At 44.2% G+C, this 25,455-nt stretch carries 25 protein-coding genes; 13 read left to right on the plus strand and 12 right to left on the minus strand.

Annotation, left to right across the window (positions count from 1 at the left end; all coding sequences use genetic code 11):
• Nucleotides 1-21 precede the first annotated feature (21 nt).
• The 3 genes from SWOO_RS06800 (at nt 22) to hemH (ending at nt 3,464) form a co-directional block, all read left to right on the plus strand.
• Entirely contained in the window at nt 22-1,059 is a 1,038-nt protein-coding gene (locus SWOO_RS06800; RefSeq protein WP_012323971.1) for a type IV pilus twitching motility protein PilT, read from the plus strand.
• 27 nt (nt 1,060-1,086) lie between these two features.
• Entirely contained in the window at nt 1,087-2,199 is a 1,113-nt protein-coding gene (locus SWOO_RS06805) for a PilT/PilU family type 4a pilus ATPase (RefSeq protein WP_012323972.1), read from the plus strand.
• Nucleotides 2,200-2,432: 233 nt separating this feature from the next.
• Complete coding sequence (gene hemH / locus SWOO_RS06810) at nt 2,433-3,464, plus strand: ferrochelatase (protein ID WP_012323973.1); 1,032 nt, start codon at nt 2,433-2,435, stop codon at nt 3,462-3,464.
• 59 nt (nt 3,465-3,523) lie between these two features.
• Here hemH and ruvX read toward each other — a convergent pair whose 3' ends face one another.
• The 4 genes from ruvX to SWOO_RS06830 all read right to left on the minus strand — a co-directional run bounded on the left by ruvX (nt 3,524) and on the right by SWOO_RS06830 (nt 5,445).
• Complete coding sequence (gene ruvX / locus SWOO_RS06815) at nt 3,524-3,943, minus strand: Holliday junction resolvase RuvX (protein ID WP_012323974.1); 420 nt, start codon at nt 3,941-3,943, stop codon at nt 3,524-3,526.
• A gap of 67 nt (nt 3,944-4,010) precedes the next feature.
• Nucleotides 4,011-4,571 carry a YqgE/AlgH family protein gene (locus SWOO_RS06820; RefSeq protein ID WP_012323975.1) on the minus strand — a complete coding sequence of 187 codons (561 nt, stop codon included), beginning with the start codon at nt 4,569-4,571 and terminating at the stop codon, nt 4,011-4,013.
• A 41-nt stretch (nt 4,572-4,612) separates the two neighbouring features.
• The gene (yciH, locus tag SWOO_RS06825; protein ID WP_012323976.1) at nt 4,613-4,942 is read right to left on the minus strand and encodes a stress response translation initiation inhibitor YciH; all 330 of its coding nucleotides are present in this window, start codon (nt 4,940-4,942) and stop codon (nt 4,613-4,615) included.
• Nucleotides 4,943-5,130: 188 nt separating this feature from the next.
• Complete coding sequence (locus SWOO_RS06830) at nt 5,131-5,445, minus strand: hypothetical protein (protein ID WP_012323977.1); 315 nt, start codon at nt 5,443-5,445, stop codon at nt 5,131-5,133.
• Between the two features lie 169 nt (nt 5,446-5,614).
• Here SWOO_RS06830 and SWOO_RS06835 point away from each other — a divergent pair, with 169 nt between their 5' ends.
• Together SWOO_RS06835 and SWOO_RS06840 are read left to right on the plus strand one after the other, a co-directional pair.
• Nucleotides 5,615-6,184, plus strand: a complete 570-nt coding sequence (locus SWOO_RS06835; RefSeq protein WP_012323978.1) for a DUF4136 domain-containing protein — start codon at nt 5,615-5,617, stop codon at nt 6,182-6,184.
• 180 nt (nt 6,185-6,364) lie between these two features.
• The gene (locus SWOO_RS06840) at nt 6,365-6,817 is read left to right on the plus strand and encodes a DUF924 family protein (protein ID WP_012323979.1); all 453 of its coding nucleotides are present in this window, start codon (nt 6,365-6,367) and stop codon (nt 6,815-6,817) included.
• 71 nt (nt 6,818-6,888) lie between these two features.
• Here the strand turns inward: SWOO_RS06840 and SWOO_RS06845 are convergent, their stop codons facing one another.
• On the minus strand, nt 6,889-7,767 hold the full coding sequence (locus tag SWOO_RS06845) for a LysR family transcriptional regulator (RefSeq protein WP_012323980.1): 879 nt from the start codon (nt 7,765-7,767) through the stop codon (nt 6,889-6,891).
• Between the two features lie 85 nt (nt 7,768-7,852).
• Between SWOO_RS06845 and SWOO_RS06850 the strand changes: the two genes are divergently transcribed.
• From SWOO_RS06850 to SWOO_RS06860, 3 genes are all read left to right on the plus strand, one after another.
• A complete protein-coding gene (locus SWOO_RS06850) occupies nt 7,853-8,263 on the plus strand; it encodes a PACE efflux transporter (protein WP_012323981.1) in 411 nt (136 codons plus the stop codon).
• Between the two features lie 210 nt (nt 8,264-8,473).
• On the plus strand, nt 8,474-9,046 hold the full coding sequence (locus SWOO_RS06855; protein WP_012323982.1) for an OmpA family protein: 573 nt from the start codon (nt 8,474-8,476) through the stop codon (nt 9,044-9,046).
• Between the two features lie 118 nt (nt 9,047-9,164).
• Entirely contained in the window at nt 9,165-9,989 is an 825-nt protein-coding gene (locus tag SWOO_RS06860) for a mechanosensitive ion channel family protein (protein ID WP_012323983.1), read from the plus strand.
• Nucleotides 9,990-10,079: 90 nt separating this feature from the next.
• On the opposite strand, the gene SWOO_RS06865 is transcribed toward SWOO_RS06860, so the two are convergent.
• Nucleotides 10,080-10,721 (minus strand): trimeric intracellular cation channel family protein, encoded by a 642-nt coding sequence (locus SWOO_RS06865; RefSeq protein ID WP_012323984.1) that lies wholly within the window; start codon nt 10,719-10,721, stop codon nt 10,080-10,082.
• A gap of 338 nt (nt 10,722-11,059) precedes the next feature.
• Here SWOO_RS06865 and ltaE point away from each other — a divergent pair, with 338 nt between their 5' ends.
• Nucleotides 11,060-12,070: a low-specificity L-threonine aldolase gene (ltaE, locus tag SWOO_RS06870; protein WP_012323985.1), complete on the plus strand. Its 1,011-nt coding sequence runs from the start codon at nt 11,060-11,062 to the stop codon at nt 12,068-12,070.
• A gap of 55 nt (nt 12,071-12,125) precedes the next feature.
• Here ltaE and SWOO_RS06875 read toward each other — a convergent pair whose 3' ends face one another.
• The 3 genes from SWOO_RS06875 to SWOO_RS06885 all read right to left on the minus strand — a co-directional run bounded on the left by SWOO_RS06875 (nt 12,126) and on the right by SWOO_RS06885 (nt 16,134).
• On the minus strand, nt 12,126-12,902 hold the full coding sequence (locus SWOO_RS06875; protein WP_012323986.1) for a hypothetical protein: 777 nt from the start codon (nt 12,900-12,902) through the stop codon (nt 12,126-12,128).
• A 64-nt stretch (nt 12,903-12,966) separates the two neighbouring features.
• Complete coding sequence (locus tag SWOO_RS06880; protein WP_012323987.1) at nt 12,967-14,598, minus strand: alkaline phosphatase; 1,632 nt, start codon at nt 14,596-14,598, stop codon at nt 12,967-12,969.
• Nucleotides 14,599-14,628: 30 nt separating this feature from the next.
• Nucleotides 14,629-16,134, minus strand: a complete 1,506-nt coding sequence (locus tag SWOO_RS06885) for an alkaline phosphatase (protein ID WP_041417524.1) — start codon at nt 16,132-16,134, stop codon at nt 14,629-14,631.
• Between the two features lie 286 nt (nt 16,135-16,420).
• Here SWOO_RS06885 and SWOO_RS06890 point away from each other — a divergent pair, with 286 nt between their 5' ends.
• On the plus strand, nt 16,421-17,944 hold the full coding sequence (locus tag SWOO_RS06890; protein ID WP_012323989.1) for a BCCT family transporter: 1,524 nt from the start codon (nt 16,421-16,423) through the stop codon (nt 17,942-17,944).
• 30 nt (nt 17,945-17,974) lie between these two features.
• Here SWOO_RS06890 and SWOO_RS06895 read toward each other — a convergent pair whose 3' ends face one another.
• Nucleotides 17,975-18,778, minus strand: coding sequence for a phosphate/phosphite/phosphonate ABC transporter substrate-binding protein (locus SWOO_RS06895; RefSeq protein WP_012323990.1), 804 nt, complete (start codon nt 18,776-18,778; stop codon nt 17,975-17,977).
• 436 nt (nt 18,779-19,214) lie between these two features.
• Between SWOO_RS06895 and SWOO_RS06900 the strand changes: the two genes are divergently transcribed.
• Nucleotides 19,215-19,583 (plus strand): acyl-CoA thioesterase, encoded by a 369-nt coding sequence (locus SWOO_RS06900; protein ID WP_012323991.1) that lies wholly within the window; start codon nt 19,215-19,217, stop codon nt 19,581-19,583.
• Nucleotides 19,584-19,685: 102 nt separating this feature from the next.
• On the opposite strand, the gene SWOO_RS06905 is transcribed toward SWOO_RS06900, so the two are convergent.
• Together SWOO_RS06905 and SWOO_RS06910 are read right to left on the minus strand one after the other, a co-directional pair.
• Nucleotides 19,686-19,901: a hypothetical protein gene (locus tag SWOO_RS06905; protein WP_012323992.1), complete on the minus strand. Its 216-nt coding sequence runs from the start codon at nt 19,899-19,901 to the stop codon at nt 19,686-19,688.
• A gap of 2 nt (nt 19,902-19,903) precedes the next feature.
• Nucleotides 19,904-20,266 (minus strand): hypothetical protein, encoded by a 363-nt coding sequence (locus SWOO_RS06910; protein ID WP_012323993.1) that lies wholly within the window; start codon nt 20,264-20,266, stop codon nt 19,904-19,906.
• 553 nt (nt 20,267-20,819) lie between these two features.
• Here SWOO_RS06910 and SWOO_RS06915 point away from each other — a divergent pair.
• Nucleotides 20,820-21,983, plus strand: a complete 1,164-nt coding sequence (locus SWOO_RS06915) for an efflux RND transporter periplasmic adaptor subunit (protein WP_012323994.1) — start codon at nt 20,820-20,822, stop codon at nt 21,981-21,983.
• A gap of 209 nt (nt 21,984-22,192) precedes the next feature.
• On the plus strand, nt 22,193-25,315 hold the full coding sequence (locus SWOO_RS06920; protein WP_012323995.1) for an efflux RND transporter permease subunit: 3,123 nt from the start codon (nt 22,193-22,195) through the stop codon (nt 25,313-25,315).
• Nucleotides 25,316-25,455 lie beyond the last annotated feature (140 nt).

The raw sequence follows: 25,455 nt of genomic DNA on the forward strand, positions 1-25,455 counted from the left end.
ATTGAGTGGATATACCATATTATGGAAATCACAGAGTTACTTGCCTTTAGTGTAAAGCACAAGGCGTCAGATCTACACCTCTCTGCAGGTGTTTCTCCTATGATACGTGTTGATGGTGAAGTCAGAAAGATCAATTTACCTGCGTTAGATCATCAAGGGGTCCATGGACTCGTTTATGACATCATGAATGATAAGCAGCGCAAAGATTATGAGGAGCATTTAGAGATAGATTTCTCCTTTGAAGTGCCTAATCTTGCTCGTTTTCGTGTTAACGCCTATAACCAGTCTCGAGGCGCTGCTGCGGTATTTCGTACCATTCCCAGTGATATCTTAAGCCTTGAGCAACTTGGTGCTCCAGAAATTTTCAAGAAGATATCTGATTTCCCTCGTGGCTTAGTGCTCGTTACTGGGCCGACAGGTTCAGGTAAAAGTACCACCCTTGCGGCCATGATTGATTATATTAATGACAACCGCCATGAGCACATTCTTACTATTGAAGACCCAATAGAATTCGTGCATCAAAATAAGCAATGTTTGATTAACCAGCGTGAGGTGCATCGCCACACTCACAGCTTTAACGCTGCACTAAGAAGTGCGCTGCGTGAAGATCCAGATGTCATTCTTGTTGGTGAGATGCGTGATTTAGAAACCATACGTTTAGCGATGACAGCGGCGGAAACCGGTCACTTAGTCTTTGGAACCTTGCACACCACTTCAGCGGCTAAAACCATTGACCGTGTTGTTGATGTATTCCCTGAAGGGGAGAAGGGGATGGTTCGAACCATGTTATCTGAATCTCTTCAGGCGGTGATTTCACAAACCTTGATTAAGAAGGTGGGCGGTGGCCGAGTGGCGGCTCACGAGATCATGATGGGAACTCCCGCGATTCGAAACCTTATTCGAGAGGATAAAGTGGCGCAGATGTATTCAGCAATTCAAACCGGTATGGCTCATGGTATGCAGACGTTAGATCAGTGTCTGCAGAATCTGGTTAATCGTGGCCAGATATCCCGTGAAGATGCACAGCATAAGAGTGCCAATAAGCAAACTACGTTCTAATACACATCAGTATTATAAGGCTTTATTATGGACGTTCGTCCTTTTTTAAAAATTATGGTGGAACGCAAAGCGTCGGATCTGTTCATTACGGCAGGCTTCCCCCCCAGTGCGAAGATAGATGGTGAGTTAAGACCTCTAGGTGAGCACTCTTTCTCTGCGGCGCAGTCATTGGAGTTTGTTGAGTCGTTAATGACCGATGTGCAGAAGGAGGAGTTTCATAACACACGTGAGTGTAACTTCGCTTTTGCAGCAAAAGAGTTAGGAAGATTTCGTGTTAGTGCATTTTGGCAAAGGGAGTCTCCTGGTTGCGTGATGCGTCGTATCGAAACAAATATTCCTGATGCTGACGATCTCAAGCTTCCTCCCATCTTAAAAGATCTGGTGATGAGTAAGCGCGGTCTTATCATAATGGTAGGTGGTACAGGTACCGGTAAGTCTACCTCATTGGCTTCACTTGTTGGTTACCGTAATGCCAATGCTCGCGGGCATATTTTGACCATTGAGGATCCTGTCGAGTTTGTCCATGATCACCGCAAAAGTATCATTACTCAACGTGAGGTGGGCATAGATACAGAGTCGTTCGATGCAGCCCTAAAAAGCTCACTACGACAGGCGCCCGATGTCATCTTAATTGGTGAGATCAGAACCCAAGAGACGATGGAATTTGCGCTAGCCTTTGCTGAAACCGGTCATTTGTGTATGGCAACACTTCACGCCAATAATGCTAACCAAGCACTGGATCGTATTATGAACTTAGTGCCAGAGAGTAAGCATCAGCAGCTTTTGTTCGATCTCTCTTTGAACTTGCGTGGTATCGTGGCACAGCAACTTGTGCCTAAAGCGGATGGACTAGGGCGACGTGCGGCAATTGAGATCTTGATCAACACGCCAAGGGTGAGCAGTCTTATTGCTAAAAATGAACTTCACTCCCTTAAAGAGACAATGGCTAAGTCCAATGAGCAGGGGATGCAAACCTTCGATCAGGCGCTGTTAAACCTCTATGTAGAAGGCGAGATTAGCTACGCCGATGCTCTGCACCATGCCGATTCACCAAACGATCTTCGTTTGATGATAAAGCTGCGCAGTTCAGAAACTGGTGGCTCAGGCTTTATGGAGGGGGTGACGCTAGATCTGGATTAAATAAAAATCCCATTAATCTGTAAGTAGAGTGATCTAAAGCTCTAGTTGTAACGTATCTTTTCGTGGCCGCTCAATAGGGCTCTTGTGATAAACAAGGGCCTTTTTTATGCGCTTAATCACAGGAATCTTTTGAAGTTTGTTCTAGGTCTACCTTTTGACGACAAATGGCTTAAGATATTGATTCAAACTATGGTTTAATACTCGGTAATTGCACCAAATTTAAAGAGGCTAACTTGGCTAAATATTCAGGTTTATCGAAAGACGTGGCACACACTAAGCGGGGCAAGACAGGTGTTGTGTTGGTTAACCTTGGCACACCCGATGCACCAACAGCTTCTGCTGTAAGGTGTTATTTGGCTGAATTCTTGTCAGATCCAAGGGTTGTTGAGATCCCCAAATTAGTGTGGATGTTGATTCTACATGGCATTATCTTGCGTATTAGACCTGCAAAATCAGCTGCACTTTATAAGCAGGTTTGGACTGATAAGGGGTCTCCACTGATGGAGATAACTCGCCAGCAGACAGAGAAACTCGCAAGCTACCTCAAAGACAATGCTGGCGAGCTAGCAGGTGAGCAAGATATCAGTGTTGAGTTTTGTATGCGTTACGGTAACCCTTCGGTATCAGAAACCTTAAAGCAGATGCACAGTGAGGGAGTGGATAAGATGGTGGTTCTGCCTCTCTATCCTCAATATGCTGCGCCTACAACCGGCTCGGTATTTGATGCGATAGCCAAGGAGTTAACTAGCTGGCGCTACCTTCCTTCACTGCACTTTATCAATACTTATCATCAGCATCCAGACTTTATTCATGCCTTGGTTGAATCGATAAAACGTGATTTTGCTAGCAATGGTCAACCTCAAAAGCTAGTGATGTCATACCATGGTATGCCGGAGCGAAACTTGCACCTTGGTGATCCGTACTACTGTTTCTGCATGCAGACGACTAAACTTGTGGTTGAGCAGTTAGGCTTAAATGAGGATCAGTATATTGCGACTTTTCAGTCTAGATTTGGCAAAGCAAAATGGCTAACGCCCTATACTGATGCAACTATGGAGTCTCTTCCTGGGCAAGATATTAAAGATATCGCAGTTGTGTGCCCGGCATTTAGTGCTGATTGTTTAGAAACACTGGAAGAGATCGCCGAAGAGAACAGGCTTATATTTGAAGAGGCGGGTGGTCAACAGTACCGCTATATTCCCGCATTGAATGATGACGAGTTACATATCAAGATGATGGCAAATTTAGTTAAGCCTTATCTTTAAGATGAAGCAGAAAAGAAGGGAGCCTAGCTCCCTTTTTAACGCCTGCTTCACGCTATGACTTAATACAAACTCTCGAAGTAACTTTCGACAATCAATACCGCCGACATGGCATCAACTTGGCCTTTTGTCAGGGCTTTATAACCACCCATCTCAAAGAGTCTGGTTTTAGCATCGGCAGTGGTTAAGCGCTCATCTTGTGTCTCCACTTTAACACCGAATCGCCCGCTTATCCTGTTGGCAAACTTTTTTGCTCTTTGAGTCATCTCCTGCTCAGAACCATCCATATTAAGCGGTAGACCCACAACGACGAGATCGGGCCTCCACTCTTCGATCAACATACCTATCTCTTCCCACTTAGGGATCCCATCCACAGCCTTTATTGAAAGTAGTGGGTTGGCACTTCCTGTCAGAGATTGTCCTATTGCGATACCTATACTCTTAGTGCCGTAGTCGAAGCCTAAGACAGTTTGTGAACTCATAGATTATGCATATCCTGTTTGATTAATAGTTTTGGTGATACCAATACTTTATGTGCTTAATAAGGAGCTAAGCATGGCCACTCTGATTAGAGAGCTGCCAGATATCAAAACCAAGTGATTCGGTAGCTTGCTGCCATCTATCGTTAAAACCTATGTCGAACAGTAGCTCCTTAGTCGCGGGAATAGAGAGCCAAGTATTTTCAGCTAGCTCCTGCTCAAGCTGATCTTTACTCCAACCAGCGTAACCGAGAGTGACAATAAAGTTTTCTGGAGCCGCATCTGTTCCAAGAGAGGTCAGTACATCTCGGGAGGTGGTCAGCATAATTTCATCAGTAAGGCTTTGGCTATTATTCCAGTTTGTTTGTGGAGTATGCAGTACAAAGCCGCGCTCTTGATTAACGGGTCCACCGATAAGCACCGCAGAGCCAAGAGAAGTGATGGGATCTGGCTCTTCATCGAGTTCCATCTGTTTTAGAAGTTCGTTGACATCAATACCGATAGGCCGATTAATCATAAGCCCCATCGCGCCTTTTTCATCATGTTCGCAGAGATAGATCACCGAACGCTCGAAAAAAGTATCCTGTAAAGAGGGCATGGCGATTAACAAATGGTTCTGTAAACTGTTCATCTTTAGCTCCACATAGGGAATAAAGTTAGCAGAGGGCTAACTTAACCACCGGCAAGTTTTACCTGGTAATTAAGTTTTTCAAGTAAGGTTTTAAGCTGCTCTCTATTATCGGTTTGAACTTCGATAGTGAACTCTTTAACCGTACCGCCACAGCCACACTGTTTTTTTAATTTTTGCGCCAGTGCTTTAAGCTCTTTTTCGCTTAAAGCTAAGCCTTTAATAACCGAAACACCTTTACCTTTGCGACCTTTACTGTCTTTATGGATCCTGACAATACCATCACCTTGTGGGGCTTCCTGAACCTCTTTTTCAGGTGCGATACGGCCCACATCGGTACTATAGACAAGTGTTACGTTTGAATCATTTTTCATAAGAGAGTCATCAATTATCGATAATAGAAGGAGTTTAACAAAATGGTGAAATTTGTGGGAGCTAATCGTTAAGTATAGAGGTAAAAAGCGCCAGAAACGCTAGTATGCAGGCATTAAAACGGGGAGATAAGAGGGAAAAACGCGCTGTTATCTGTTTTTTAACAGCGTTCTAAATCTTAGAAAAATCTTTAAGTATGTAGAACGCCTATTGCCAGTGAGATACTTGTTAGTAGTGCGCAGGGAATGATGAATTTGTGCATTCTAGGAAGTGCAACAGAGCAAGCTGTGACAATAAACCCAAAGGAGGCTGCTCCAAAGCTATTACCCTCTCCCTGAAAAATAGTAATGAGTAGCCAAGTTAAAATAACTATGGGCAGTACAGATAAACTGACGTGGCTTAAGCCATCCTGACTTGATTTTGCAATGGTTTGACTAGTGACGTTTGCCGGAGCAAACTTGAAAATTCCGCTAGCAATAATAAATGCTGCTACAAACCATAACATAATAGATTCCCTTCAGGTCTTAACTGATAATCATTATCATTTGTATTGATAAGTAAGTCAAGCTGTATAGAAGCTGTTAGAAGCAGAAAATTTGGTTGTAGAACATAAAATTGCTATGTAAGCTGATAGTAATAATACACGGTAAGTTTTAGGATTCGACGGGGTTAATATGAAACAAGTTAAAGTAGTTTTGGCTGCACTATCACTCTGTGCGCTTAGCGCGTGTAGCTCAATGAAAACAAGTTCAGATTATGATCCTGCGGCTAATTTCAGTGATGTCAAAACCTATGCTTGGGTAGAGAAGAAGACGCAAGATAGCAGTTATCATCTGGATGGGTTAATGGATCAGCGTGTTCGTAGTGCTGTTGACAGTCAATTGTCGCTTAAGGGGGTTAAGTTAACCGAACCATCTACAGCGGATGTGTTGGTTAACTACCTCACTAAAGTTGATAAGAAGATAAATGTTGATACTTTCAATACCAACTATGGTTATAACCCATATTATGGTCCTCGCTGGGGCATGAGTGGCTCTATGCATACCCAAACTACAGTTCGTGAATATGAAGTGGGTACATTGATCTTAGATATGGTTGATAGGGAGTCAGGAAAGCTTATCTGGAGAGGCTCTGTTGCCGATACTATCCGTGATAAAAATACTCCAGAGGAGCGCATTGAGGTGGTTAATCAAGCAATCGCTGCCATGTTAATGAATTACCCTCCAAAGCCAGAAGCTAAATAGTGACTAGCTAAATTAAAACTTTTAAAAAGCGACCAACATGGTCGCTTTTTTGATCTCGTTTTTGATCTTAGTCGTGTGAGCTGTGCAGTGTATAGACTAAAGTCGAGCATCTAGTTTCTTGCATTGAGTGATATTCTCACGGTCAATTATTTACATAAAAATAAAGTAGATGGTGACCTTGTGGAGCAATTTATAACTCAGTGGTTTAGTGAATATAACAAGGGTGAGGGTGTCATTAGGAGTTCCCTTTCGAACCAAACTCAATCCCATTGGGAGGCGTTATTAACTGACGCTAAACAGGGGAAACTTAACGATTGGCAGAAAACACCACCAGGTCGTATGTCGCTGATTTTACTCTTAGGTCCAGTTGCTCACCTGCTGGCCGACAGCGATGTGACAGAGCTTAATCGACGTGCAAGAGATCTGTGTATACAGGGCGTCGATCTGGGTTTTGATACTCAGCTGGATCTTGTGCAGCGACGCTGTTTTTACGATCCTCTTTTCTACTCTTCGGTTGCCAAAGACAGGGAGCTATTGCTTCGCCTTCTTGAAGGGATGCAATCACAGGCTGAATTACCGGAAAAGACGGTATGGTCAAACTGGTATGCGCAAGCGTCGTCTCTTAGCTCATAATCAATCTTACTGAATAGCCTATATGAAAGTCGCAGCTTTACATTAAAGCTGCGACTGATAATTGCTGTGATTTACTGCTGAAGTAGCCTGCGTAGAAGAGCTCGTAGGGTGTGGTTGGCTTCGGAAATCATTGAGCTTTCCTGTATCACATCCACATTTGCTTGCCACCCAAGCTGCTCAAATTGAACCGGTACCCTACAAAGGGTATTAGCCTCCAATGCCTCTTTTGCTAGGTGAAGCGGAAGCAAAGTCCAGCCAAACCCCGATTTAGCTAATTCCAACAATACATAATAGTTATCAGCGTGCCATACATCCGGTGAATGAGCTTGATTGAACCAAGTGGTTTTTGAGCCTTTAGAGCTTATGACAAGTTGTCGATGAAGTTTCAACATATCCATATGGGGGGAATCTGTTTGAGCTAAAGGGTGCTTAGGGCTGATCAGAAGCTCGAACTCTACAGTGCCTAAAGTTTCGAAGTCAATTGACTCAGGGTATAGGTTATCGCTAAATACCAGGCCCGTGGTGGCTCTTTTATCTAAGACCAGTTGGATCACATCCTGACTTGAAGCGCAAAGAAACTCCAGCTCCAACTCGGGGTGAGCATGCTCAAGTTGTGGAAGTAGTTCGATAAGGTGGGCATAGGGGATCCCTTCATCGATAGCTAAGGTGAGTTTTTTTGTCTCCTCAGACTCTAATGCACTGACTTGTTGAGTCAGGCGGCGATGCTGAGCGATAACGGCTTTAGCTTGTGGTAATAGTTGCCTGCCTTTAGGTGTCAGCACAGGGTAGCGGCCACTTCTGTCAAAAAGCACAAGCCCCGTGTCTATCTCCATGTTCATTATATTTTGACTTACGGCTGATTGCACCTTGCCCAGCTTACGTGCAGCTGCTGAAAAAGAGCCTGATTCAACAGTGGTAATGAAAGAGGTTAATTGCTCGATAGTAGACATATCAATAAAGGTGATGGTAGCTAACTTTTTTGTATCTTATATTGAGATGATAATAGCTGCAAGTTATCCATTGGGCTTTAAAGATATGCAAACTAAAGAGAGAGTATTTCACGCAATCATGTTTGAACTTTTGGCATTAGCTATTGTTGTTCCTCTGGCTGCCATGTTTAGTAGCAAAGGTGCGTCATCATTGATGATAGTCGGTGTTGGCCTCAGCTTATATGCTGTTATCTGGAACTATTTTTACAATATCTGGTTCGATAGGAAATTTGGTTGTGACCGCGCTTCGAGAACAGTGACAGTGCGAGTTGCTCACACATTGGGCTTTGAGGGCGGGATTATCTTTATAACTGTGCCAATTGTAGCCTGGTTTTTAAATATCAGTTTAGGTGCCGCACTATTGATGGAAGCTGGCTTTCTGATATTTTTCTTTTTCTATGCTATCGGATTTAACTGGTGTTATGACAATATTCGCAGCAGGATGGTGGCAGCATAAGTTAGTAAGTGGTGTTACTCAGCTTAGAACTATCAACCTAAGCTGATGTTGCAGTGTTTTATTCTGGCTATTTACTGAATTGGTAGAAGGTTATAAAATGGTTGGAATTTGTAAAAGTTACACTTCGGATTGTCTATTTTACCTCCATGGGCTATATAGGGCTTATATAGAATTAAAAGGTTAAGCGGAAGCTTAAGCTGGTGGGTAAATATGATAAAGCGAGCGGGTGTCTGTTTTATTCTCTCTATTGGGTTGCTGTTTTGCTTGTCTGCTTCGGCATGGACATGGACGGATAGTGATGGAGATGGGGTTCCAGATGCTAAGGATGCCTGCCCTGAAACCAAAGTCGGAGTCATAGTTCGCTCTAACGGATGTGGCGTACAAGTCGATACTGATAGGCTCTGTTTACCGACTTTGGATGAGCAGTTTTATCCGCGGACATGTACTCAAGCTACCCCTTTAGTGTTGAACTTCGAGTTTGCTCAGGCTGAGGTGATGTTTGCTCAGTGGCAGGTGTTTACTCGTATTAAGCGTTTTCTTCAAGAGCATGACGTTAAGTTGTGTTTACTTGGGCATACAGACTCAGTTGGTGCAGAAGCTGGTAATATGGCGCTATCTCATCTTCGGGCTCTCAATGTAAAGCGGATTTTGGTTGATGATTTAGGGTTTAATCCAGATCGATTCCAAGTTAAAGGCATGGCTGACACTCACCCAGTGGCTAGCAATGATTTCCCTGAGGGGAGGGCGATGAATCGTCGAGTTGAGCTGTTCGTTGAGCCTTAGTTACGGCTTTTACATAATATATAAACATTAGTTTTGAATTAACCTAGCAATTTTCAATATTATTGGGTTAGTAATAATAAAGCCAAACTTGGTTTGGTTCATTTTAGGGAGTAAATAAATGGAAAACTTGGAAGGTTTGTTCGAGCAAGTGCCTGAGCTTGTCGTGACATATGGAATGAAAATCCTCTTAGCAATTGTTATTTTTGTTATCGGTAAATATTTATCGGGACTGGCGAAAAAGATAACCTGTAAGTTGCTACTTAAGAGAAAGATAGATGAAACTGTCGTCTCTTTTGTGGGGAATATGGCATGGGCACTAGTCTTCGTGTTCACTATTGTGGCAACGCTTGGGCAGATCGGTGTACAAACAGCTTCTTTGGTTGCAGTAATAGGTGCCGCGGGCTTAGCCGTTGGTCTTGCACTTCAAGGTTCACTCTCTAACTTTGCTTCAGGGGTGTTAATGGTGCTATTCCGTCCTTGTCGCGTTGGTGATTATGTTGAGGCTGCAGGCATTGCCGGAACCGTTAATGAGATCACTATCTTCTCAACTAAGTTACTAACACCTGACAACAAGCTTATTATCGCGCCTAACTCAGCCATGATGGATGGGACGATAATTAACTATTCTGCGATGGATACACGTCGTGTTGATCTGGTGATTGGTGTCTCTTATGACGCTAACTTGGCCGATGTCAGAAAGATCCTGACTCAAATAGTTGAAAATAATCAGTACGTTCTAAAAGACCCTGCTTACACTATTGCAGTTGCTGAATTGGCTGACTCTTCTGTTAACTTTGTTGTTCGCCCTTGGGTTAAAGGCAGTGACTACTGGCCTGCGCACTTTGAGCTGCTAGAGCAGATTAAGATCGCACTGGATGAAGCCAATATCGGTATTCCATATCCACAAATGGATCTATACCTGAAGGAAACACCAGCTGCATAATCTGCATAGCTGATTCACTTTCAGACACAAAAAAGGTCGGCAATTGCCGACCTTTTCATTTATGCCAAATCCCATGAGCGAGAAGGTTTATTATGCCCCATCGTGGCCATGTTCATATTGATAATCAAATTTCGGCATTCCCCAATGAAATTTAATCGCCAACATTCTGAAACTGAAGCCAAAGGAGAGGCAGATAGCAAGGTTTATCCACTCTGTTACAGCAAAAGACTTAAGGCTGACATAGAGAGCTGCGGTTAACAGAGCAACCAAGGCGTAGAGCTCTTTTTTAAAGATGAGCGGCACTTGATTGCACAAAATATCACGGATCACACCACCGAACACACCAGTCACCACTCCCATGACCACAGCAACAATTGGACTGAAGCCTAGCATTAGTGTTTTTTGGGCACCTATGATGGAGAACACGGCTAGCCCAAGTGCATCGATAGCTAGAAATACTTTAGAGAGATAGCGCATAACGGGGGCTATCAAGACTGTAAGCAGAGATGCAAAGGCGATAGCAATTAAGTAGTGCACATTTTCAACCCAAATGAGCGGGTAGTTTCCTAATAGCATATCGCGTAGCGTACCACCGCCAATTGCTGTAGCGCAGCCAATGATGACCACACCAAATAGATCCATCTGTTTTTTCCCAGCAGCAAGGGCGCCAGTCATGGCTTCGGCAATGATACCGATAAGCCATAGTAAACTGATAAATTTAACTTCTAACATCAAGAGAGGCCATAGCGAAAAAAAGAGAGGCGATTTTGCACTAAAATTGCCAAAAGTAAAACAAACATTTTTTGTATTTTGATATTAGTTTTTCTAATTTGTTAATGTCGTGCATTCATTTTTATCCTTTATTTTTATGGCTTAATTATGATTAGCTTTTTAGTTTAGCTAATCTTTCGGTCTTGTTTCTTTTGGAAGTGCTTGTTTGGTCTATTTTTTTGAGGTTAACTCGTATTTAAATCAGTTTTAAAGGGCGTGATAATAGATGCTTTTAACACTGGTACAGTGACGACTCTAAGGTTAGTATGCGTAGATGTTAACTCTTGTGAAGTGAGCTTATGATAGATTTTCGTAGCGATACAGTGACTATGCCTACGCCAGCTATGCGTAAGGCTATGGCCAATGCCGAAGTCGGCGATGATGTATATGGTGATGACCCGTCGGTAAATCGTCTAGAGGCGATGTCTGCCGAAATGTATGGTTTCGATGCTGCGCTCTTTACCTCCTCTGGTACTCAGGCAAATCTATTGGCCCTGATGTCCCATTGTGAGCGTGGTGATGAGTATCTGTGTGGCCAACAGGCCCATAACTATAAGTTTGAGGGAGGCGGAGCAGCAGTACTTGGCAGTATTCAACCACAACCTTTGACTAACCAAGCTGACGGCACTATTTTGCTTTCAGAGGTTAAAGCTGCAATAAAGCCAGACGATATTCATTTCGCTAAGACACGTTTGTTGAGCTTGGAAAATACTATTGGTGGTAAAGTGCTTCCTCAAGAGTATTTAGCGCAAGCGCAAACCTTAGCATTTGATAATAAGTTAAAGATACACTTAGATGGAGCCCGTGTTGCTAATGCTGCCGTGGCACAAAATATTGCGATTAGTGAAGTAACTCAATTTTTTGACTCTGTTTCTATCTGTTTGTCTAAAGGACTTTGTGCGCCAGTTGGTTCACTGTTATTGGGTGATGAGCGCCTCATCGCGAAAGCCAGACGCTGGCGTAAAATGCTTGGTGGTGGAATGCGCCAAGCTGGAGTTTTGGCCGCTGCAGCGAGTTTAGCGATTACTGAGCAAGTTGAGCGTTTAGCGATTGATCATGATAATGCTGCCTATCTTGCACAGCAGTTAGCGGCTTTGGATGAAGTGAGCGTTGACCTCTCCTTAGTGCAAACTAACATGGTTTATGTTCAATTTTCGCCTCAGCTGAATGTACAGACTATTGCTGCTAAGTTGAAGGCTAACGGTATACTCATTAGCCCGAGTTCAACAGTTCGCCTAGTTACCCATGCAGATGTAAGCCGTAAGGATATTGATACCTTCATTACTGAGCTTAAACGTCATCTAAAGTAGCCACTAAAATTAGGTTTTAATAAAGAAAAGTCTGCATCTGCAGACTTTTTTATTTTTAGTGCGCATGGCCGTGGTGATCTCCACCTGACAGAGAGTTGCCATCAGTGTCATAAAACCCTGAACTGCCGTGCTGAATAAAACCTTGGGTGATCATCTTAGCGATAAAGGGATCGGACTCACTGTCGCCCACATCGGCAAAGTCGAGATCGTTATAACCTTGTGTGATGGTGTTGACCTTCTCGCTTGTCATGGGGCTGGCATCACGCAGTTGATAATGCACGCTTCCTCGAGCATGGGTGATGGAGAATTGATAGGGGAGAGCAAGAGACTCAATCCACTTGAGTTTAATGTTTTGCTCGCCTTGCAGACCTGAATATTGCTCTAGCCGGAAGCAGGATGCCTGTGTGTTCTCACCCCTTTGTAACTGTGATTTTAATTCAGGTGAGACCAAGTGAAACTGCTGTAACAGATCATAACTGATATTTAGCGAGCGTAGATCGCTTGGACGGTAGGTGATTGAGCGACGCTCCTCGGGAAAATAACGGATATATTCACCATTTTTATCCCAAGCTTCGAATGTTTGTGGTGACGTTTGGTAGATAACTTGATGCTGGTTTTTAATTAAACGCATCAAATAGCTAGCCTGTGGTGTACCAAAACGGTCTGATTCGATCACATCATACTCGAGCTTGATGTTAGTGGGCGCTAATTGATCACACTGAAATCTGCTTACTTTTTTCTTACTTACAGCCTCTTCTATACCCTCTGAATGGGCAAAACAGTTCAGGCTTACGGTAAATAACAGGGCAGTGCTAAGTAAAGAGTACTTCATAAAAACTCCACTTTAATTGGATAAAGGTCACTCAATCTCTTGAGTGACCTTCAGAACCTAAGGTTTACTGAGCAGCTTCAGCTTTGACAACTAAGTTGGCAGCATGATTAATGACATGGAAGATATGGTTTTGCTCAACAGTGCCTTCAATGAGATGAGAGCCTGGACCACTTGCAAATATACCAACATCTTCACCTGCATGGGTTTCACTCGATAGCGGAACAAGTGCTTCTTGGTGAAAGCCTGCACTTTGAGTATCGATATAGTTAAGATCGACCCGTCCAGTTTCTACCGGGTAGCCATAACGCTCATCACCGCCTGTGCTTAGGTTGGCATAGCCGCGTCCATTGGTGTAACCCACAGTGGTGTATGGCAGTCCATTGTTGTCGGTTGCATTAGTTGGGCCTGGCAGGCCAGAAGAGTCATTGCCCTTCACTAGGCCAAGTATTGGGTTGCCTCGCGTTGGGTAACCGGCAATGGTAAACACATGACTGTGATCGGCTGTGACCATAAGCAGTGTGTCTTTCGTCGAGGTTTTCTCCATGGCGACACGGACAGCTTCAGAGAGGGCTATGGTGTCATAGAGGGCTCTTGCTGCGTTCCCTGCATGGTGAGCATGGTCGATACGACCCGCTTCGACAATCAGCACAAAACCCTTATCATTTTTCTTCAAAATATCGATGCTCTTAGCTGTCATCTCTGCCAGTGAAGGCTCCCCCGTCACACCTTGAATTGTGCGGTCGTAGTCATACTCCATATGGGATGAGTTGAACAAGCCAAGGGCATGATCTGTGGTTGCAGGATTAATGGCTAAAAAGCTATCTCTGTCTTCGACATAAGCTGAGTTGGTGTATTTTGCTGTCCACTCATCGGTCAGGTTACGTCCATCTAAACGCTTGCCATTCTTCCCCTCAGCATCGGTTAAGGTGTTTGGAATAAAGGCGCGGCGTCCGCCACCCATTACCACATTGATGCCACTGCCAAAATCGAAGTCGAGTAACTGGCTGGCGATATCTCTACAGCCATTGGTTACCGCTTCAGCGGGCAAGTCTGCATCACTCTCCCAGTTACGTTCAGGTGAGTGGGCGTAAGTAGCTGCAGGCGTTGCATGGGTAATACGTGCAGTAGACACTACCCCCGTAGATAAACCTGCCATTGCGGCTAATTCAAGGGAGGTCACTAGGTTTTGATTTGTGGTTGACGCGCAGTTACCTCGGGTAACTCCCTCAGCTTGGGACAGTACGCCGACATCGGTTTTAACCCCTGTGACCATGGCCGTCATGGTGCCGGCTGAGTCTGGAGTTTGTCCATCTACGTTATAGGTTTTGGCTAAACCAAGATGAGGCAGAGTTTCAAATGAGAGTGAGTTCTCCTCGCCAGTTTCTCCTTTAAGTTGCCCTTCGAGAATGCGCGCGGCTGTTACCGTTGATACGCCCATGCCGTCACCGACAAACAGTATGATGTTTTTGGCAGCTCCTGCTTCGTTGTTGACTGAAAATCCCGCCGCTTTAGTCACTCGGCGTTGGCCGTCAATGTACCACTCATTGACAGAGCTCCAGTCTTTACCATCAGTTCCATTGCTGCCATCGTTTCCGTCGGTGCCATTGTTACCATTAGCACCGTTATCACCATCGCTGCCACATGCAGCTAGACCTAAGATTGCTGCCAAAGACAGTACCAGTAGTTTCTTATTCATTGTTTTGCTCCAAAATTGAGTACTGTTTGACTAGTATTTAGTGCCGCCAAGAGATTGGGCTTGGTTGATGATATGAAAAATGACATTTTGCTCTATGACACCTTGAACTAAGTGTGACCCTGGACCTGTGGCGTGCAGGCTAATATCTTCGCCAGCATGAGTCTCGCTTCCCATTGGAATTAGCGCTTGTTGTTTAAAGCTTTTCTCTTGAGTATCGACAGATGAGAGATCATCTCGAAGACCTACTACCGCGCCTGGGCCGTTGGTATAGCCAAGTGTGGTGTAAGGTTTACCATCTTTGGCTGTGGCTACGTTGCCATCGACATTGTGCACTAAGCCTAAGATAGGGTTACCGCGCTTAGGGTACCCAGCGATAGTAAACACATGGCTGTGATCAGCGGTCACCATAATGAGAGTTTCTTCAGGATCGGTACTGTCAATTGCTGCCTGAACGGCATTTGAGAGCTCTACCGCATCCATCAAGGCGCGGTGTGCATTACCTGCGTGGTGGCCATGATCTATCCGTCCTGACTCAACGATTAATAGGTAACCTTGGTCGTTCTTTTTCAGTATATCGATAGATTTAGTGGTCATCTCGGTGAGTGAGGGCTCACCTGCGGTGTCATCCATTCTGTCTGCTTCATACTCCATATGAGAGGAGTTAAATAAGCCAAGTAGATGTTCTGTTGAGGCTGTATCTATCGCATCAAAACCTGTTTTATCCCATACATAAGCTGCATTGCTTAAGTTATCTGTCCAGCTTTTGGTTAGGTCAACTCCATCGCTGCGTCGACCTTTTTTATCTTCGCCATCTGTGATGGTGTCAGGAATAAAGTTACGGCGTCCGCCGCCAAGAGCGACAGTGAGTGCATTGTCCTCATCGCGCATGACCAGTTGATAGGCGATATCTTTACATTCATTGGTGATCGCTTCTGCTGGTAGGTTACTGTCTGCTTCCCAACCACGCTCAGGCGTACTTGAATAAGCGGCTGCTGGGGTTGCATGTGTGATACGAGCTGTGCTGACAACGCCGGTGGAGAGGCCTTTGGCATTCGCTAAATCCACCAAGGTCGTGAGCTCATTCCCCTTTGATGACAAGCAGTTTGCACGCAGGCTGGTGTCAGAGACGGATAAGACGCCCGCTTTAGATTTCACCCCTGTCACCATAGCTGTCATGGTGCCAGCCGAATCAGGTGTTTGCTGATTAGTGTTGTAAGTCTTTACTAACGCAGTGTGAGGGAACTGCTCGAAGCTGAGGAAGTTCTCCTCGCCACCCATATTGCCCTCTATTTGCTGTCCTTGAAAAATGCGTGCAGCGGTTAAGGTTGAGATCCCCATACCGTCACCCACAAAAAGAATGACATTTTTAGCCTTCTCTTTATTCACCTGTTGAGTTTTCTCTGTGACCTTGAGTGCGCTGGATTTAAACCACTCACTGTCAGTTTGATTGGTAGGTAGTACGGCTGCATTGGCCGTAATAGTTACTAAACTGCATGAAACGAGCGCAGCTACAATTTTCATATTAATCACTATCATCACCCTTATATTATTGAGTTCTATTTTTGAGCTTGGATTTAACGCGATGATAGTCGGATATTTATATGACAAAGAGAGGTCAGTTAGATTGAGTTTTTGTGACTGAAGCTGTTTTACTTGATTCAGTGAGTTTTGTGGTTTGGAGCAAAAAACGAAGAGGAGTACGCTTTAGTGTGGTAGAGTCGCAGTGATTTTTGCTCCGCTGCCATGACTAAGCGAAATTAACCTTGAGCAAGCCCTGTCACCTTTACTTTTTGACCTCTTTGTAGATGAATTCGATTATCCTATGAATAGAAAACCTGAGCACCTGAACACCTCACCAGCTCCTATAAAACATCGCATTAGTAAAGAGAAGATAGGCTTTATCTCCTGTCTGCTTTTGGCCGCCACTTTTCTCCTATTTCCTGGCACTGCGGTGACTTTTGCCGCCAGTATCTCTGACTATGCAATTAAGGAGTATGGGCTGGGTTTTATCGTATTTCCTTCACTCTTGGTTATTCTGTCACTGCTCATCGCCTTTACCCCATTTGGTAAAGTGAGATTAGGGGGCTGGGATGAGAAGCCTGAGTTTGGTTTTATCAGTTGGACCGCCATGCTATTTGCTGCGGGGATGGGATCTGGTTTGATCTTTTGGGGGGTGGCTGAGCCTATTGTGCATTTTGCGCATCCGCCGAGTTTCGTGGCGGATACACCGCTGACATCGAATGTTGAAGATGCTAAAGATACTGCTCTGGCACTGACCTACTTCCATTGGGGCGTTCATGCTTGGGCAGTTTATGCCATCAGTGGCTTAGTGATGGCTTGGTTTGCCTTTAATCGTGGGCGAGCTATGACCATTTCGGCGAGTTTTACCGATAAAGCCAAGGGGGGAAGGTTTCAGGTTTTTGACTTTCTAGCTGTAATCGCGGTTATCTTCGGTGTCGCGGGAACTTTAGCTAACACCATTGCGTTGGTGCAAAGTGGTTTACAGCAGGTTCTGCCTTGGGATATTGCTGGTTTGATATTTCGATTAGTTCTGCTTATGGCTATCGCATTGGCCTTCACGCTCTCATCAACTCTTGGACTTGATAGGGGGATTAAGCAGATGAGTCTGTTTAACTTGCTGTTTGTTATCGCCATACTGCTGGTCGTTGTCAGCATTGTGGATCCCTTTGCGGTTGCTGAAACCTTGGTTACTTCAACGGTGAGTTATATCAGTTTGCTTCCCTCGCTCTCCTTTACTATCGATCCCAGTTCTCGGGCTTGGAGTGAAGGGTGGAGTATCATCTATTTTGTCTGGTGGATTGCCTGGGCACCCTTTGTCGGTCCATTTATTGCGAGGATTAGCAAAGGACGTACGGTTCGCCAATATTTGCTGTGTACGATATTTGTTCCAACACTTACCACTATCGTCTGGTTCAGTGCTTTTGGTGGAAGTGTATTTGAGATGAGCATTTTGGACGATGTGATTGCGGCGACCAATAGTGATGTAACTTATGGCCTGTTTACCTTTTTCGATGCTATCCCCTACGGAAAAATACTAACCTACAGTGCGATTTTATTACTGGTGACCTTTGTTATCACCAGTGCCGATTCTGCTATCTATGTCAGTGGTATGCTAACAGGTAGCAGTCAGTTAGGGTCTAAATTGATGTGGAGTTTAACCTTAGTGGCGATCACAATCGCGCTATTATTGAAAAACGATATTGAGTTGAATAAGCAGATAGCTATTTTAGGGGCTGTGCCATTTACCTTAATTTTAATGGCACAGACCTGTATTTTACTCAAAGAGATGTTCAACCATAAAAGGGTTGTGGATAGTGACGAGTAGGCGACTTGCCATTGACCTTGGCACTATCGCTTATTTACTCCACTCAACCTGCTGAGCTAACTTCGCCATCTCACGAATGGAGTCGTAATCTCTATCCCCATTTTGAGTGAAGTGGGATATCTTTACTGAGTCCAGTATCTCACGGCCTAATGGATCTTTATCCATGGCTAGCATGGCCGACCTTAATGTTTGACGTAGATGCTCGGGAACCTGTTTTGAGATGATAAACGGCGGGAAGCCGCTTGGGCCGAGAGTCTCGATAACACGAAGTCTTGTTGCGAGTGATGGATCGTTTGCAAGCTCTAGTTCAAACACCCAGCTGTCGATAGCTGAGGCATCTATGTCGCGATTTAAAAGCATCTTTATTGACTCTTGATGGGCGCCAGATTCAATGACTTTGCCCAAATAGCGACTGTCTAGCCCCAATGCCGCCAGATGGCTTCGCATAAGGTAGCTACCTGAGTGTGAGTTGGGTTCATTATAGGCCCAACTTGCCCCCTGAAGATCGTCAAATGTTTGAATATCGCTCTCGGCAGGGACCATAATATCTGAGTAGTAAACAGCTTTATTTTGGTAACGGCTGGCTTCTAATACTGGCGTGGCCAGTAGTTCTATTTCGCTGCCAGTACTGTCGGCTTTCCAAGCGTAAGGTAATCCGCAGATCCAACAGATCTGTATTTCGCCATTATCAAACTTCTGTTCTCTCTCTTGCCAACTGATATCAAGAGTCGATGTCATAGGGAGTTGCAGCTTAGTTGCGAGGTACTCTGTTAGTTTTTTTACAAAAGGGTCGGCGTTGCCCGCCATGCAAGAGGTCAATGTTAGCTTATTCATGGTTATTTCATATCTGTTGACAGAAAAGAGCTTATGACGCGAAAAGTGCCATAAATTTATCGGTTAGTTTACGTAGAGGCGCGGTAAATTTAACGGAGTCATTTTATCACTTCTAGGTATTACCCATCAAAGTTTTCTATTGGAGTTGCTGTCTAACTCAACTGAAAGCCGACAGATATCAGTTTTCATTCAATATCTCTTCTGTTTTGAACTTAGTTTTGAGCCTTGCTTGAGCTTTTATGGGGTTTAATCTTGCACTTTTTTAAGCTAAAGCTCCTATTTTGGTGCAGTCTTACTTACTGGGGTTTATGTAATCTTTTGTATTTAAAGGGATTGGTAGTTGGTATTTATCTTGCTACCTATTTGTGAGTATAGGTGGTTTGCTGTGTTAATTTTGCAGCTACCTAACTGATATCTCAATTGAAAGGGACAAATTATGAAATATTACAGTCGCAGATTTATTAAGCCTGAACATTTAAACCCTGCAAACCTTCTCTTTGGTGGGCAGTTGTTGAGTTGGATTGATGAGGAGGCGGCAATTTTTGCTGGCTGCCAGATGAAGAGCCAACAATTAGTGACCAAATTAATCTCTGAGATCAACTTTATGACACCCGCAAGGCAGGGGGATGTGATTGAGTTTGGCCTTGAGTTAATCAGTGCGGGAAGTAGCTCTATTACTGTTCGCTGTGAAGTGAGGAGTAAGGTTTCACACCTTCCCATTGTTACTATCAATCAGATGGTATTTGTTAATGTGGATGAAAAGGGCTTGCCTAAGCCCCACGGTATAAGGGCAAATGCCGCTTAGCTTATACTAAAGGTGATATCGCAGTAAGAGAGCGGTGTGCCTATATACCCAAGCTACCTCAAGATGCTGAATCTTGCACCTTGAAGCTGTTTGGGTATAGCATCAATCTTTCTTGCTAAGATCGTCATTAACTGATTTGACAGCATCTCGGGAAGCATGGCCTATCGCTTTAGTCGCATCTCGGGTTGCGTGACCTATGTCAGTTGTCACCTCTTTGGTACCCTGACCAATCGCTCTACCTGTTTCCTTTAATTCAGCGCAGGCTGAAAGATTTATGATAAAAGCGAATGCAATCGTTAGATTTAATAGTTTCTTCATGATTAAACGTCAGCAATTTTTTTACCGTAATCTTCGATTAGGTATTGCATGATCTCCTCTACAGAGGTGTCTTTTGTGTCGTCATCCATAAAGATCTTAAAGGTCACAATGGCGTGCCCGTCACCCTTGAGGCGGTTCGTTTGCATAGAGAAGTAGGCGCTTTCGGTATCAGCTTCACGAACAACAAACCCATCAATTTCAAATACACGGTGACCTGAACGACCATGCCATTTAGTTAATCTGTTTAAACCGATTTCGCATGATTGATTAAACTCGACATGATTCTGCCAAGTTGTTGGGTGAGCGGGATCCTTAATGTGTGGGCATCGAACTGTATAGTTGTAAACATGAGAAATTGCTGTCATATGCTACCTACCTTTATATGCGGATACTAATGCCATCATAGGCACTGCTTTTGTGTTCGGTCAACTCTTAATTAGGCTTTACTTATCTTTCACAAATGACTCTGTTAAGTCATTGCTCTTTAGAGTTGGTCTGACTCTTTTTTAACATGAGTCAAATAAAGATAACCTTGTGCTAGATCGCACTTTTGTCCAATTGCTTTTCTCTTGCTTAATAAAGCATCAACTAATGGACCTTGTGTGGAAATTGATTTTATTGAGGTTTATTACCTATCAGTAAAGCAGATACTTACTGATTTTATTTGTTTAGTATCATTAAGGATAATTTAATTCTTTAGAAGTAACTTAAGTATTGTTTATATCTAAGTGATTGTTCTGTCAGTTATCAATATTGTTTATTTATGCGTTTTATTTAGTAAATAATAAAGCATTTAATAAAGGTGATACCTGTCTGTTGTTTTTATGGGGTAAAGATGTAAATAGGTATTAATAACTTATTTATCTGCTTATAATTTGTGAAATCATCAAATGTTACCAATATCTATCGGAGGCCTAAATGCCTGCTCAAACCGTTTCAAAATTAAAATGGTGCACTCTGTTTATTATAGGATTGCAATTAGCGGCCTGTGGCGACGCTCCTGCACCTAAGCAAGCTATGTTGCCGAGTGTTATCGTCAATACGGCTAAAACCGAAGAGATTCAATCTAAGACTGAAATCGTCGGTCGTACTCATGCTTCTGAAGATGTGGTAATTAAATCTCAAATTCAGGGGCAGTTGCTAAAGCGCACTTTTATTGAGGGGGATGATATTGATAAAGGGGATCTGTTGTTTGAGATCGACCCCTCTACTTTTGAGGCTGAACTTGCTCAACATAAAGCTGTGTTAAAGCAAGCATTAGCTTCCCGTGATGTGGCGGTAATGAACTGGGAGCGCGGAAGCCGTTTGTTGCCGGACGGCATGATTAGTGCTCAGGATATGGATGAGCTGACCACCCGTAAGCTGACAACGGCGGCAGGTGTGGTTCAAGCTGAAGCTGCAGTTAAGGGCTCAGAGCTTCAATTAAGTTACACCAAAATTTATGCTCCCATCTCAGGTCGTATTAGTAACTCAAAGGTCAGCACTGGTGACATTATCAGCTCTAACTCTGAAATGGCTAACTTGGTTCAGTTGCAGCCTATGTGGGTTAATTTTCAAGTAGCTGAAAGAGCATTGATCAATGCTCGTGAGAGCTTTGCTAAGGCGGCGAAGAAAGAGATCGAGATCTCAGACATCATCATAGGGTTACGCCTGCCAAATGGCAGTATGTTTTCAGAAACAGGCTATGTGGACTTTGTGAGTAACCGTGTCGATGCCGCAACAGGTACTCTACCTATTCGTGCGACCTTCAAGAATGAAAACAAGCTGATGTTACCAGGCATGTTTGTCACCTTAATCATAGAGTCACCAGTGAAAGAGAATGCACTGCTTATTCCTCAAGCATCGGTACAGGAAGATCAACAAGGTCGCTTTGTGATGGTGCTTAACGATAAAGATGAGGTTGAGAAACGTATTGTTGAGTTAGGTGAGCGCTTCGGCATCGATTGGCGTGTCTTGAGTGGCCTTAAAGATGGTGAACGGATTGTGGTTGATGGACTACAGAAAATTCGCCCTGGTATTCAGGTAAAAGCAGTTGAGCAGGAAGTAATTCCGTTTAAAGAGTCTCAAACGGCACCTAAATAGTCATATCTCAAGGAAAAGGTTAATCATTATGAATGATTTTTTTATTGGCTCGGTCCTAAGTTTGCTTAGGTTTGAGTCGAAAGTTGAGTTTAAGGTTGAATTTAATGGTGACAGGGGATTGTCATGATTAGTGATTTTTTTATTAGCTTGGACCTAAATTTGCTTGGGTCTGAGTTTAAGGTTGAATTTAATGGTGACAGGGGATCGTCATGATTAGTGACTTTTTTATTAATAGGCCTAAATTTGCCTTTGTGATCTCAACGGTGCTGACGATTGTCGGCCTTATCTCTATTCCTATCTTGTCGGTGGCGGAGTTTCCAGAGATCGCACCGCCGCAGATTAATGTCTCTACTAGCTACTCTGGTGCTAGTGCCAACATAGTGAAAGACACCATAGCTCAGCCAATAGAGGCTGAGGTGAATGGTGTCGAAGGCATGCTCTACATGCAGTCAAAGAGTGCCAATGATGGCAGCTACTCTTTGAGTGTGACCTTTGAGGTGGGTACTGATCCTGATATGGCTCAGGTAAAAGTACAAAACCGAGTTCAGCAGGCGATGCCAAGGCTGCCTGAAGAGGTTAAACGTCAAGGGGTTAACGTAGAGAAACAGAGCGCGAATATCTTGATGGTGGTGAACTTGGTTTCGCCAAAGGAGACCTTCGATTCTCTGTTTATTACCAACTATGCGGGCTTAAATGTCACCGATGCGTTAGCACGTCAAAATGGTGTGTCGAAAGTGCAGGTGATTGGTGCTCTCGACTATGCGATTCGGATCTGGCTAGACCCGAATAAGATGGCAAGTCTTGGGGTGACGGCCAAAGATGTGATTGGCGCTCTGCAAGAGCAGAACATTCAGGTTGCCGCTGGACGTATCGGTGCTGCACCTGTGGATCCTGATCAGCAGTTTCAATACACGCTTCAGACAAAAGGTCGCTTGAAAGATCCTAAAGAGTTCAGAAATGTGATGATCCGCGCTAACAATGATGGCTCTAAGGTGATTGTTGGAGATGTTGCGCGTGTAGAGCTGGGCTCACAAACGTATGATGCTCAGGGTAAGCTAAATAATAAGCCGTCGGCGATTATCGCTATTTATCAATCTCCAGATGCCAATGCATTGGATGTGGGTAAAGCGGTTAAAGCTGAGATGGCGAAACTGTCTGAGCGTTTTCCGAATGATCTCGACTATGAGGTGCTATATGACACCACAGAGTTTGTTGAAACTTCGATTAATGAAGTGGTGCAAACTCTATTTATCTCGATAGCACTCGTGGTCTTTGTAGTGTTTATCTTCCTGCAGGATGTCCGCTCTACTTTGATCCCTGCGATTGCCATTCCTGTCTCCCTAATTGGTACGTTTGCCTTCCTATTGGCTTTTGGAATGAGCATCAACACGGTCTCGCTATTTGCGTTGATATTGGCTATCGGTATTGTGGTCGATGATGCGATTGTGGTGGTGGAGAACGTAACACGCCTAATGCAAGATGAGGGCTTGTCACCAAAAGAAGCGACCTCTAAAGCGATGAAAGAGGTGACAGGTCCCGTTATTGCGACCACTTTAGTGTTACTGGCGGTGTTTGCTCCTACAGCGGTTATGCCAGGAATAACAGGTCAGATGTATGCACAGTTCTCCGTGACTATCTGTATCTCTGTACTAATCTCGTCTATTAACGCATTGACATTGAGCCCAGCGCTTTGTGCGTCACTACTGCGACCACCTAAGCAACATACTAAAGGCTTCCACGCCACGTTTAACAAGTACTTTGAACGTGTGACTGGTAAGTATATGGGATTGGTTTCATCACTCACCCGTAAGCTCTCTTTGGTTTTAGTCGTGTATGCTTGTTTGATTGCGGTGACTGGAGGAGTGGCGAAGATATTACCATCAGGGTTTGTGCCAATGGAGGATAAAAAAGCCTTTATGGTGGATATCCAACTACCTGATGGCGCTTCATTGAACCGAACCGAAGAGGTGATGAAAGAGCTGGTGGAGCTGACGTTAGCAGAGCCAGGTGTTGAGAATGTGATCCATGCAAGTGGCTTTAGTATTTTGACTGGCTCAGTTGCTTCAAATGGTGGTTTGATGATCGTTTCCCTTTCTACTTGGGATGAGCGTGATACTCCAGATATGGTGGAGTCAGCCATTGTTGCTAAGCTGCAGGCGAAATACGCGGCTAACCCATCAGTGAAGGCGATGGCATTCTCGCTACCACCGATCCCTGGAGTGGGAAGCGTAGGTGGTTTTGAGTTTGTACTACAAGACACTCAAGGGCGAACACCACAAGAGCTGGCATCTGTAATGCGCGCCTTGATAATGAAGGCAAATAGTCAACCTGAAATCGCCATGGCCTTCAGTAATTTCCGCGCCGATGTGCCACAGATGTATGTGGATGTTGACAGGGATAAGGCTAAGGCGCTTGGTATATCGCTCAATGAGATTTTCACAACCATGCAGACCATGTTGGGCTCTATGTATGTGAATGACTTTAACCGTTTCGGTAAAGTGTTTAGGGTGATTTTACAGGCAGAAGGAGAGTTTCGTAACTCAGATCAAGATATCTCGCGCTTTTATGTTCGCTCTAATACAGGGGAGATGGTGCCTCTGAGCACCTTAGTTAAAGTCACGCCTATCCTAGGGCCGGATGTGATGAACTCCTATAATATGTTCAACTCCACAACGATTAACGGTTTCCCTGCACCAGGATTCAGTTCAGGTGATGCCATCACTGCGATGGAGAGGGCTGCGAATGAGACGCTGCCAACAGGGTATACGTTTGAGTGGACGGGACAAACCTATCAGGAGATCAAAGCGGGTAACTTAGCACCCTTGATCTTTGGCTTAGCACTTCTATTCACCTACCTGTTTTTGGTGGCGCAATATGAGAGCTGGACAATTCCATTTGCGGTTATTCTGGCGGTGCCCATAGCGGTACTTGGCGCCTTCTTGAATATCTTGCTGGTGGGCTCAGATCTGAACCTTTATGCCCAGATTGGCTTAGTGTTGCTGATAGGACTTGCCTGTAAGAACGCTATCTTGATTGTGGAGTTTGCTAAGCAATTAAGAGAGGAGGGTAAGAGTATCCTCGATGCGGGTGAAACGGCGGCAAGACTACGTTTCCGGGCGGTATTGATGACAGCATTCTCCTTCCTACTTGGGGTGTTGCCTTTGGTTATTGCCACAGGTGCGGGCGCGGGAAGCCGTCGTGCACTGGGTTATTCCGTGTTTGGCGGTATGTTGGCTGCAACCATAGTAGGTACGCTACTAGTGCCTGTATTCTACGTGATGATGCAGACAATGAGAGAGAAGTTTAAAGGTAAAGCAAAAGCTGCTGAGTAGTTAGCTTTAGCAGCTGTTTTACTTACACGTAAAGGCTCATCAGATGATGAGCCTTTCTTTATTGGTATTAGTGTTTACAAATTCTAAATTCATGATATTATCACCACCGCTCTGTTGGAAGAGTTATTAAAGATAAGAAT

The organism is Shewanella woodyi ATCC 51908, assembly GCF_000019525.1.
GTDB lineage: Bacteria > Pseudomonadota > Gammaproteobacteria > Enterobacterales > Shewanellaceae > Shewanella > Shewanella woodyi.